Raw genomic sequence first — 12431 nt, forward strand, 5'->3', positions numbered from 1 at the left:
GCCAACCCAAACAAGCCAATTCATCCCTAATGTCAGTTTATAGCCTCACAGCGGAAAAAATATTGCTGCAAAAAATTGCTGATGGAGATGAATTAGCGTTTAAACACGTTTTTGAGTTATACAAAAACAAAATTTACTGTTTTGTGGTCAAATTTGTGCATTCTAAAGCTGACGCCGAAGAAATTGTTCAGGATACATTCTTTACAATATGGCAAAAAAAAGAAATGCTGCCTAATATCGAACACCCAAGAAATTATATTTACACCATCGTTAGAAACAAAACCTACGACTATCTGAACCAGGCGGCGAAAAATCAAAAAAACCTTTCACAGATCTGGGCCAATATGCAAACCGAAAGCAATCCGGTTGAAGAGCTCACTAATTTTAAAGATAGTGAGCTTCTTATTAAAAATGGCTTGGCTAATCTATCATTGCAAAAGCAACAGATTTTCAAAATGAGCCGTGTAGATGGTCTGAGCCATGAAGAAATTGCACAAGAGATGGGCTTGTCAAAAAGCAGGGTAAAAAACCTTATTGTGGATATCCTAAAATACCTTCGCCACTACCTTTCGAAGCACACGCTAAAGATCACTTTGGCAGGCTTCCTGGGCTACTTGCTTTCCTGATATTATTTATAATATTTATCCATGAATTGATGAATACCCTTGGCTATGTGCTTCACATACTCAGGCCGTTTACGATCATCCATTCTTACATCTGAATTAAATTCAAGCTGGATAGCCGAAAGCAGTCCTCCGAATTTAGAGCCATGCCTTGCCGTGTTATAGCCTCCGTTAAAATATTTACCATCCGGAAAGACCGTTTTGTCAGTCGGATTCGGTATAGATTTGCCCGGAACGGCCAATATTTGCTCATCACTAAGCAGTGTACCAAGCGCATATTTGCCTTTAACCAAATCAGTCATTGTTGCTTTGCCACCCTTCACCAGTGCTTTTACACTAGACTGATCAGCATACTGTTCCAGGTTATCTGATAAGAAATCCTTAGCCTTAAGCAATAACCCTACCTCAGTTCTTTGCGGCCTGTGCGCATTTCCATGTATATCAAGCAAAAGTCCCTCACCATTTTTTAATACCAGAACGCGGGCTGCATCAATATACTGGTGGAAAGCTTTCCATGCCAGTTCCGCGTTGCGGTCGCCTTGAGCCGCCAGTGACATACCCCTGTTGGCATCGAGTTTACTGCGGTGTAAATGGTTTAAAACGACATGCGGTCTCAAACCTGTTAAGCGTTTTATTTCATCAGCAAGTTCCATTGTAAGCTCCAGGGTTTTACTATCTGACACTGCTGAGAAGCTTTCTGTATCGCCATAGTCTTTTTCATCCTGTGTTGCGACATAGTCTTTGGTTCGTGTACGGATAAATTCAGGTTTTAAATTACCGCCATGCGGAGAAGTTAGTATCAATTTAGACTTTGAATCGCCGGGAATATACTCAATTGCCGTTGCATAGGCTCCACTGGAATCGGAAACTTTAAATATGTAACGCTGTCCGGGTACATACCGTAAAATGGTGTCTTGAACGCTTAACGTAGGTAATGCTTTCGCCGACTGGTTTATTGAGGCAATAGCGAACAAGCAAACAATGAGGTATGTCATTTTTTTGTACATCTTTTTGGGTCTGGGTTTTGACAATAGACTATTCGTTTACAGACAAGGACCGTTAAAAAATATTTTTTTGATAAATGCGGTCCTACGCTTCCGCATTTTGGTCTATGTTTTAAAGGCGCATTTTATGCCGTAACCAAACATGCCTGATAAAAACGATCGAATTAACGAGTTGCTCGATAAATATGTTCATAAAACCATCGGAGAAGATGATTTTATAGAATTGTTTCAATACATCAGCAAAGATGAATACAAACATGTTCTGGATGATTACATGAAACATTCAGACAAGCTTACACTTCCTGATGCAGATGTTCACCATGTGGACTGGCAACACATGTATAATAATATTGTAGACAAAAAAGAAAAGTCAAGAACAGCTATTGTAATTGACTTTGCGAAAAAAATAACCATCGCAGCATCATTAGTTGCCGTGGGTTATATTGCATACCATACCTATCTGGGTAAAAGCATCCAGCAAACCACAGGTAAAACGGTTAAAGCTGATTTAGCACCAGGAGGGAATAAAGCAATATTAAAGTTGGGAGATGGTACAGAAATCATTTTGAATGATGCCCAAAACGGAAAACTGTCACAGCAGGGCTCATCGGTTATCAATAAGGAGAATGAGGGATTAATTTCTTATGCCGCTAATGAGCGTAAAGAAACCAGGGTATTTACAAATGTACTGACAACCCCACGCGGAGGGCAATATCGCCTGGAATTACCGGATCATAGCCAGGTGTGGCTTAATGCCCAATCATCCATTACTTTCCCCACTGCTTTTACCGGTCAGTACCGGAAAGTGTCCGTTACCGGCGAGGTTTACTTCGAAGTGTCTAAAGATAAATCCAAACCCTTTATGGTAGAAAATCAAAATACTACCGTTGAAGTTCTGGGTACTCATTTCAATGTTAATGTTTATCCAAATGAGGTTCAGTCAGCAGTCACGCTGCTTGAGGGATCTGTAAGATTAAAAAACAACCACAGTTCAAGGATGCTCCAGCCTGGACAACAAGCAGTTTTCGAAGCAAACGGAAGTCAGATTCAACTTAGAAATGTTGATACTGAAAATGTCGTTGACTGGAAAAACGGCCTGTTTATATTCGAGGATGCAAATATTACCGAAGTGATGCGGCAGGTGGAAAGATGGTATGATGTAGATGTTAAATACGTCGGCAAAGTCCCTGCAATAAAATTCAATGGTATAGTAAGCCGCAACAACAATGTCTCAAAATTATTGAAATTTCTGCGGGCAGCAGGGAATATAGAATTTAACATCAACAACAAAACAATAGAAGTAAAGACTAATCAGCAGGCGAAAATGAAATAGATACAAGAGACTCAGATAGCAAAAAATCTACCCGGTTGCAGCCGGGAAGATTCGTTAAAGCTGCAAGCAGCAGTTTTGGGCTACAAAAATTTATCAACTTATCAATAAACCAAAACCAAAACAAACTTATGAAAGATTGTCTACAATCTCAAACGGGCACCCCCATGCCCAAACCAATTACAAAACTAGAAAGAACAAGTTATGCGTTTAGAGCTTTTTTGATCATGAAACTTACTGCGATAATCATTTTTTGCTTAGCACTGCAGGTTAGTGGAAGAACGATGGCACAAAAAATCACCCTTACGGCCAATAATGCTTCCTTAAAAACTATTTTTAAGGAAATCAGAAAGCAGACAGGCTACTTCTTCATCTACAGCAATGAGGTACTTGAAGAATCGAAACTGGTAAATGTGAATGTGAAAGATAAGCAATTGGAAGATTTGTTAAAAGAGATCTTCAGCAAACAACCACTCAGCTATTCAATTGAAGACAAGACCATTGTGATCAGTTTAAAAACCACCTCTACGGTACTTCGGGAGGATCGGATAATTACCGGTGTGGTGAGTAGTGCCGACGACAACACCACGCTGCCGGGTGTTTCAGTGCGTGTGAAGGGGAAAGTAACCGGCGTGATTACAAATTCAGATGGTAAATACAGCATCAATTTACCAGAGGGTGAAAACATACTGGTTTTTTCATATCTGGGATACACCACAAAAGAAGTTACAGTTAGTACAAACAGCACTTTAAATGTACAATTAGCAGTAGAAAATAAACAGCTCGAAGAGGTTGTTGTACAGGCTTATGGAACGGTAAGAAAAGGTGCACTAACCAATGCGGTTTCTACAATCAGTGCCAAAGAGCTGGAATCCAGACCAATTTCAAATCTGGCTACGGCACTTGTAGGTGCTGCTCCGGGTATTCAAACCACAACCGGAAGTGGCCAGCCAGGTGCCGGTCCAAGCGTTAGAGTTCGCGGCTTTGGTACTATAAACGGTGGTTCCGATCCTTTATATGTTGTAGACGGCGCACCGTATGAAGGCGCTTTAAATAACCTCAATCCTGATGATGTGGAGAGTATTTCCATACTCAAAGATGCTTCTGCGTCGGCCCTATATGGCGCCAGAGCCGCAAACGGCGTCATCCTTATCACCACCAAAAAAGGTAAAGATGGTGCAGCCAAATTAAGCTTCAAAACTACACAAGGATTAAACTCCAGAGGACTTTCTGACTACGAAAAAGTTGACGCTTACCAATATTATCCGCTCTTATGGGAATCCATGCGTAACAGCCTCGTTTCGGGAGGTGCAACCCTTGATGCCGCGAATACACAGGCATCGAATAACATTGTGGGTTCGCTGATTTCCAATCCTTTTAATGTGCCTGATAACCAGGTTGTACTCACTAACGGAACGATAAACCCTGCAGCATCGCTGATATATCCCGAAGATCTCGACTGGAAAGAGCAATTACGACGAACCGGACTAAGAAGTGAGTACAATGTAAACTATAGCGGCGCAAGCAACAAAAGTGATTTTTTCGGATCACTGGCCTATCTGAAAGATGAGGGTTATTCTGTTTTAACTGATTTTAACCGGTATAGCGGAAGGGTAAATATGAATACGCAAGTTAAAAAATGGATTAAAACAGGAATCAACCTCTCCGGTTCTGTACAGAAAACAAAAGTTGGCAACGAATCGAGCGGCATCTGGGAAAATCCGTTTTACACCGACCTGATTTTTGCGCCAATTTATGCTGTGCATAAACACAATACAGATGGAAGCTATATTTTAGATGCCTTAGGAAACCAGGTTTATGATGAAGGATATACAAGGCCTATTGCACCCGGAAGAAATGTACTTGCAGAAACTGAATATAATGAAAACTTTACCGAACGTAACTTTTTAAGTGGAAGAACGTTTGCAGAAATTTCTTTTTTAAAAAACTTTAAATTCACAACAAACTTCAGTTTAGACTTAAATAATTACAAGTTTAACGCGTTTGATAGTCCGATAATTGGCGACGGATTAACCTCCAATGGAAGAAGCAACCGTACCAATTCGACAACAAGAACGATCAATATCAATCAGCTCCTGAACTATAACCGGTCTTTTGGAGATCATAATGTCGATGTGCTGGGAGGTCACGAAGCCTACCAGCGCCGCTACGACTATAACTTTGGCAGTGCTGCCGGACAGATTGTTTCAGGTTCTACGGAGCTGAAAAATTTTGCCAATATCCTATCTCTCACTTCCTATCAGGATAATTACAGTATCGAATCATATTTTGGAAGGCTGCAATATGACTATGATGGAAGATATTTTGCATCCGCATCCTACCGTACTGATGGTTCTTCAAAATTCTCACCTGCGAACCGTTGGGGCAGTTTCTGGTCGGTAGGTGCAGGTTGGCAAATCAGTAAAGAAAAATTCTTCAAAGTAAGCTGGGTTGATAATTTGAAGTTACGTGCATCTTACGGACAGGTTGGTTCAGATGATCTGGGAAGCTATTATCTTTATCAGACTTTCTATGATACAGGTTTCAAAAACGGAAATGAGGCAGGAATCAAACAATCATTGATATTGGGAAATCAGGATATACAATGGGAATCAACCAACAGCATGGATATTGCTCTTGAGTTTGGTTTCTTAAAAAACCGTATTTCTGGTAACATTGAATATTTCAACCGTTATACTGATAATTTATTATTTAATGTTCAGCTGGCCTTATCATCAGGCTTAACCTCACAGAACCAGAATTTCGGTAGCTTATACAATCGCGGTGTTGAAATTCAGCTGGACGGAACACCAATCAAATCGAAAAACTTTAAATGGAATGTGGGTATAAACTGGACCACCTTTACCAACAAAATTTCAAAACTGCCTTACGATGAATTTATCGATGGCACAAAGAAATATATGGTTGGCCAGTCGCGTTACGACTATTGGTTGCGGGATTATTATGGGGTTGATCCGGATACCGGTGCTGAACTGTTCGTGGCTGGTCCGGCCGCAACAAGCACCAAAACAATGTCCGACGGAACTGTGGTAACCACCAGCGGAAGCAGTGCACTTTACCACTATGCTGGCTCGTCCATTCCCGACTTTTATGGATCCATCAACAATACCTTAACCTATAAAAACTTCTCACTGGATTTCAGGTTTATCTATCAGGTTGGCGGCAAATCATTCGACGGCGATTATCAATCATTAATGTACAATGGAACATATGGCAGAGCTTTACATGTGGATGCCCTGAACCGCTGGCAAAACCCCGGCGACGTGACCGATGTACCCAGAAGAACGATTGGGGGTACCATGTACGACAGTGACCGCTGGCTAGTTGACGCGTCTTATCTCTATCTAAGGGCGGCAAACTTCAATTATAATCTTCCAAAAGCCTTCACTAAAAAGCTATCCATAACCAATGCGCGGATTTTTGCTACCGGTGAAAACCTTTTTATGAAGTCGTACCGTAAAGGCTTTGACCCCTCACAGGCCTACAATGGAAACTCGAGCTATACTTATGCACCAAACCGTGTGATCTCCTTAGGTTTAAACGTAACGCTTTAAAAAAATAAACATGAAAAATTGTAAAATAACTTCAGTATTCATGCTTATCATAGCATTGTTTACTTCATGCAAAAAAGATTTCCTTGAAACTTTCCCTACCGATCAGGTAGCGCAAACCACAGCTTTTGAATCGATTGCCAATGCAAAACTCGCAGTAAACGGAATGTACCGATTAATGTATCTGCAAATCTCCAACCAGTCGCAGGATGCTCATGGTGCCATGATGCTCAATATGGATGCAATGGGTGAGGATTTTGTATGGTCAGGAAATACTTATACCTACTTTAAACCTGCTTTGAGGTGGGTAGATCACCGAAGTGCATCGAGTGCATTATCATCATTCCCATACATCCTGTATTACAGAATCAACAGTAATGCGAATATGATTATCGATAACATTGACAAAATAGATGGTGCGGCTAACGATAAGGCCGCCATTAAAGGGGAATGTTTAGCAGTGAGAGCCTGGTGCCACTTCAATCTTGTTCAGCTTTATGGCAAACGTTACGAGGCAGGAAAACAAAATACCCAGCCAGGTATCCCCATCATCATTTCAACAGATGGTGTGGATCAACCCAGGTCTAGTGTAGAAGCAGTATATGGTCAGATCAACAAAGACCTTGACGAGTCTGTGTCTTTATTGGAAACCGCAACGGCGAGATCGGCAAAAACACATGTGAATGTGAACGTTGCGAAGGGTTTTAAAGCAAGGGTAGCGCTCACCATGCAAAACTATACCACTGCGATTAAATATGCAAAAGAAGCCAGAACAGGATTTTCACTCATGACAAACAGCGATTACCTAAGTGGTTTTACGGTTATCTCAAATGCAGAATGGATGTGGGGAGCTAACCAGCTCGCCGATCAGGTGCCGACTTATGGGTCTTTCTATTCGTACGTATCAGGAAATTTCAATTCATCATGGAACAGACTTGAACCTAAAATGATTAATTCGGTGTTGTATGCCAAAATTGCGGCTACTGATATCCGTAAAAAATTGTGGTGGGATGGTACCACTGCAGATAAAGCAAACTTTCCTGGTGCTATTGATGCTGCTACAGGTACTGCTGCATCAGGTGTTAAAGTTATCAAATACATGCACAGGAAATTCAAGGTACAGGATGTTACCAGCCGGGCAGGAGATATTCCATTTATGAGGGTTGCCGAAATGTACCTGATTGAGGCTGAAGCGTTAGCACGGAGCGGACAGAACGCTGCTGCAGCTGCAGCCCTGTACCCTTTAGCTGTAAACAGAAACCCTGCTTACGTATTATCTACAAAAACCGGTTCGGCTTTGATTGAAGACATCATGGTACAACGCCGGATAGAATTATGGGGTGAAGGCTTCCGTTTTTACGATTTGAAACGTACGGATAGCGATATGGATAGAAATGGCATGGACAACCCAAGGGTGAGTACCTCAGTAACCTATACCGATATTGCTTATACCTTGTTTAAAGCCCGCGCATCTCAAAACAATCTTTGGGAATACAAAATTCCGCAAGATGAAATTGACGTTAACAAAGTCATCGGACCTGAAGATCAGAATCCATAATATCCCTAACCTAACAGGCCGCCCTGGCAGCCTGTTAGGTTAGTTTACTATTTATAAATACTCACCTCAATTCTACCATCAGCAGTAACCGCTCCGCGGTACATGCCTTCTGTATTAAAGGGCATGGTCATATTCCCTTTGGCATCCAGCGCAATTAAGCCACCATCTCCTCCCATTTCCCCTACCTTATCCAGCGCAATTTTCGAGGCCTCCGCTACAGACAAGTTTTTATATTCCATCAGGTCGGAAATGGTTTTGGCCACCACATTGCGGATATAAAATTCGCCCCAGCCCGTGCAGGATATTCCTGCGGTTTCATTGTTGCAGTAAGTACCTGCACCAATAATCGGGGCATCACCCACCCTGCCATATTTTTTGTTGGTCATACCGCCAGTTGAGGTACCAGCCGCCAGGTTACCCGCTTTATCCAGCGCTACACAACCCACAGTACCAAATTTGTAATCGTGATTTTTAGTACCAAAAAGTTCAGATTTTTTACTGCCATGATCCAATACTGCCTTAACCGAATCTTCTTTGATGGCTTTCTGCAAACCTTCCCAGCGATCTTTGGTCCAGAAATATTTAGGGTCGACAATCTCCAGGCCGACTTCTTTGGCAAATTGTTCCGCACCCGTTCCTACCATCATCACATGTTCAGATTTCTCCATTACCGCCCTTGCAGCTGATATCGGATTTTTAATGGTGGTAACGCCTGCGACCGATCCGGCCATCAGCGTTTTTCCATCCATTATTGCAGCATCAAGTTCGTTTCTTCCATCATGAGTGAATACGGCGCCTTTACCCGCGTTGAAGTGCGGATCATTTTCAAGAACGTGAATAGTGGCTTCAACTGCATCCAGACTATTTTTTCCAGCCTTAATCTTTGCATAACCTTCCTGAAGTGCCTGTGTGAGTACCGCGATATAGGTCGCTTCCTTTTCAGGGGTCATGTTCTTTTTTAGAATGGTACCCGCACCACCATGAATCACCATCACGTATTTTTGCTGTTGTGCAGAAAGGTTTCGTGCATACAGGGAGATCAGGATCAGGACAAATAGTTTAAGTGTTTTCATCTTCATTGTTTGAAGATGTTAAATTAAGAAAATCTGCCGGATAAACAGGATTACGCTTTGGCAATTCCTTCAGAAGAAAACTGAAGGTCGTAAAGTTTCTTGTAATAGCCATCAAGCTTCAGCAATTCCTGATGGGTGCCTTTCTCTTTAATCTCGCCCTTATCGAGCACAATGATCTGGTTGGCTTTTTGAATGGTCGACAACCGGTGTGCAATTACAATTGAAGTGCGTCCGTCCATCAGGTTGTCGATGGCTTTTTGAATCAGCAATTCTGTCTCCGTGTCTACAGAAGAAGTGGCCTCATCTAAAACCAAAATAGCCGGATTATGTACTAAAGCACGAATGAAAGAAATCAGCTGCGCCTGTCCGGCCGACAACGTTGCGCCTCTTTCCATCACATTGTACTGGTAACCTCCGGGTAAACGTTCAATAAAATCATGAGCACCAACCTTTTTGGCAGCGTCTACCACTTGTTCTATACCTATCTCCGGATTATTTAAAGTAATGTTATTCAGAATGGTATCAGAAAACAAAAACACATCCTGCAAAACAGTAGCAATATTGCTCCGCAGATAATCCAGATCGAAATTTTTTATCGCAATCTTATCTACGGTGATATCACCTTTTTCCACTTCATAAAAGCGATTGAGAATATTAATGGTTGAAGATTTTCCCGCTCCCGTAGCCCCAACCAGCGCAACCGTTTCACCGGCATTCACATGAAAAGTCAAATCCTTCAAAACATACTGATCGTCGTTATAGGCAAACCACACATTTTTGAAATCGATGTTTCCTTCCAGCCTTACTGGCTTTTCGGTGCCCTCGTTAATAGTGGTTTCATCCGTATCCAATACTTTAAAGACGCGTTCAGCACCAACCATTCCCATTTGCAGGGTATTAAACTTATCGGCCAGCTGACGAATGGGCGTATATACCATAGCCAGGTACAGGATAAACTGATTAATCAGCCCAGGTGTGATGGAACTGCTGAAAATACTCTTCCCCCCATACCAGATCAATAGCGCAAGCGACATGGCAGAGATCAGTTCCACTACCGGAAAAAATATGGAGTAATACCAGTTTGAGCGAATATTGGCATCACGGTAGCGCTTATTGATATTATAGAATTTCTTGTATTCCTGGCGCTCTCTGGCGAAATACTGAACAATGGAAACCCCTGTAATGTGCTCCTGTAAAAAGGTGTTCAGGTTGGTTACCTCACTCCTCACTTCCTGGAAAGCAACCTTTATGGATTTCTGAAACTTCCTGGTGGCAATAACGAGTAAGGGAACCGGAATAAGCACCACCAGCGTTACTTTCCAGTCGATATATAACATCCAGCCGACAACAGCTACTACCTGAAGTGAATCACCAATCATGGATATTAACCCTTCAGAAAATATATCAGCTATGGTCTCCAGATCAGATACCGTTCTGGTGATCAGTTGACCGATTGGCGTTTTATCGAAATATTTTAACCTCAGTCTTGTAATGTGGTTAAATACACTGATCCGCAAATCACGAATAACCGATTGTCCAAGCGTATTGGTTAGTAGGGTTTGACTGTATTGAATCAGGGTTTGCAAGATCAGTACGAAGCCCATCAAAAAAGTCATGCGCAACAAACCATCATAGTCGTTGGTAAAAATAAACTTATCAAGCGTATAGCCAATCAAAAATGGACGGATGGGCGATACCGCAGCAAGGAGGATCGTTAAAATAACCGACCAGATAAATACGGCACGATAAGGCTTCACATATTTGAAAATACGTTTAAGCAATCCTGAATTATATACGTCGCCTGTTACTGCCATGTTTTTTAGTTTTGAATGCGTGAATCTTAAAATCTATCATTCAATCACGTTATATACGGGTATTCAACCTTTACCAGATACAAACCGCAGGCGGGTACCGATTGTCCTGCATTGCTGCGGTTTCTGCTTTCGATGATTGTTTTAAAATCTTCCAGCCCGATTTCATGCTTCCCTATCCGAACCAGCGTTCCCATTATTGCCCTGACCATATTGCGTAAAAAACGATCGGCCTGTATGGTAAAAATTAAACTGCCATCCTTTTCTTCGAAAGATGCCTGCATGATTTTGCAGTTATTGGTAAAGGTTTGGGTATTGGATTTACTGAAACACGAAAAATCTGTATAATCAAACAATAAGGCTGCTGCCTGGTTCATCAAATCAACATCAAGTCTGTCCTTCACCAACCAGGAACGGTTAAGTTCAAAAGGGTCTTTTTCAAAATGTACATAATATTTATAAGCCCTTGATGTGGCGTCAAAACGTGCATGTGCATCATCGGCGACAGGAATAATGCTTTTTGCGGCAATCTGATAAGGGAGCATGGCATTGATCCCCGCTACAGCCAAAAGCACTTTCTCTTCCGGAATGTCTACCACATCAAAATGGGCATAAAAATCTGTAGCATGCACGCCCGTATCGGTTCTGCCGCAGCCCAGTGTTTCTACCGGCTGACGGTAGTAGGTAGACATGGCTTTATCCAGCAGTTCCTGTACCGTAACTGCATTGGGTTGAATTTGCCAGCCATGATATAGACTGCCATCGTAAGCGATTTGTATGAAATACCTTTTTTTACTCAAAGCGATGCAAAAATACTTTTTCCTTTTATTAGATAAGACTGTAAAATGGAATTAAATATATATTTGTACAATTTATTAAGTTAACATGATACAAAGAATACAATCCATCTGGCTTTTTTTAGCAACAATAGTTCTGATATTAATGCTGTTTTTACCCATCGCAACCAAAGAGGTAGCAGGTACTGAAACCGGCATATATACATCAGGTTTATATCAAACTGCAGTTGCAAAGGGTGCAGAAAACACTAAAATCGAATCTTTTTTACCCTTACTGATTACCAATTTTGCGGTAATTATCATCTGTTTTTTCAACATCTTCAACTTCAGAAAAAGAAGCTTTCAGAAACGTATTGCCATTGTGTCGATTGTGTTGGTTACAGGCTTTGCTTTCTGGTGCAGTGTTTACGCCAAAAAACTGCCTGAAGGTATTGAGGGTGCAAGTTTTGGTATTGGGGCATATCTTCCGGCGGTGGCCATATTGTTCATTGTTCTGGCCATTTTCGGGATCAATAAAGACGAAAGGTTGATTCGTTCTGCAGAAAGATTAAGGTAAATGAGGATCACGCGGTGGGCTCTAAAAGCGAACAATGCTTATTGTCAACCAATTAACAGAAAAAACTATTTACTTGATAATCTGTAAAATACCGATTATTAACCTTA

At 41.5% G+C, this 12431-nt stretch carries 9 protein-coding genes; 5 read left to right on the forward strand and 4 right to left on the reverse strand.

Features of this window, described 5'->3' with window-relative positions:
* Positions 1-29: 29 nt before the first annotated feature.
* Positions 30-626 carry an RNA polymerase sigma factor gene (locus tag AC570I_RS09990; protein WP_497405343.1) on the forward strand — a complete coding sequence of 199 codons (597 nt, stop codon included), beginning with the start codon at positions 30-32 and terminating at the stop codon, positions 624-626.
* Between the two features lie 2 nt (positions 627-628).
* Here the strand turns inward: AC570I_RS09990 and AC570I_RS09995 are convergent, their stop codons facing one another.
* Positions 629-1618 (reverse strand): hypothetical protein, encoded by a 990-nt coding sequence (locus tag AC570I_RS09995; RefSeq protein ID WP_497405344.1) that lies wholly within the window; start codon positions 1616-1618, stop codon positions 629-631.
* Between the two features lie 151 nt (positions 1619-1769).
* Here AC570I_RS09995 and AC570I_RS10000 point away from each other — a divergent pair, with 151 nt between their 5' ends.
* The 3 genes from AC570I_RS10000 (at position 1770) to AC570I_RS10010 (ending at position 8087) form a co-directional block, all read left to right on the forward strand.
* Positions 1770-2960 (forward strand): FecR family protein, encoded by a 1191-nt coding sequence (locus tag AC570I_RS10000; RefSeq protein ID WP_497405345.1) that lies wholly within the window; start codon positions 1770-1772, stop codon positions 2958-2960.
* A 164-nt stretch (positions 2961-3124) separates the two neighbouring features.
* Positions 3125-6532, forward strand: a complete 3408-nt coding sequence (locus AC570I_RS10005; protein WP_497405346.1) for a TonB-dependent receptor — start codon at positions 3125-3127, stop codon at positions 6530-6532.
* A gap of 10 nt (positions 6533-6542) precedes the next feature.
* Positions 6543-8087 (forward strand): RagB/SusD family nutrient uptake outer membrane protein, encoded by a 1545-nt coding sequence (locus AC570I_RS10010; RefSeq protein WP_497405347.1) that lies wholly within the window; start codon positions 6543-6545, stop codon positions 8085-8087.
* A gap of 47 nt (positions 8088-8134) precedes the next feature.
* Here the strand turns inward: AC570I_RS10010 and AC570I_RS10015 are convergent, their stop codons facing one another.
* From AC570I_RS10015 to truA, 3 genes are read right to left on the reverse strand one after another with little or no spacing between them, the layout of a single operon-like run.
* On the reverse strand, positions 8135-9160 hold the full coding sequence (locus tag AC570I_RS10015; protein ID WP_497405348.1) for an isoaspartyl peptidase/L-asparaginase family protein: 1026 nt from the start codon (positions 9158-9160) through the stop codon (positions 8135-8137).
* A 50-nt stretch (positions 9161-9210) separates the two neighbouring features.
* The gene (locus tag AC570I_RS10020) at positions 9211-10974 is read right to left on the reverse strand and encodes an ABC transporter ATP-binding protein (RefSeq protein ID WP_497405349.1); all 1764 of its coding nucleotides are present in this window, start codon (positions 10972-10974) and stop codon (positions 9211-9213) included.
* A gap of 44 nt (positions 10975-11018) precedes the next feature.
* A complete protein-coding gene (truA, locus tag AC570I_RS10025) occupies positions 11019-11771 on the reverse strand; it encodes a tRNA pseudouridine(38-40) synthase TruA (RefSeq protein ID WP_497405350.1) in 753 nt (250 codons plus the stop codon).
* Between the two features lie 85 nt (positions 11772-11856).
* Between truA and AC570I_RS10030 the strand changes: the two genes are divergently transcribed.
* A complete protein-coding gene (locus AC570I_RS10030) occupies positions 11857-12324 on the forward strand; it encodes a DUF4293 domain-containing protein (protein WP_316800052.1) in 468 nt (155 codons plus the stop codon).
* Positions 12325-12431: the final 107 nt, after the last annotated feature.

The organism is Pedobacter sp. A2324, from assembly GCF_059693705.1.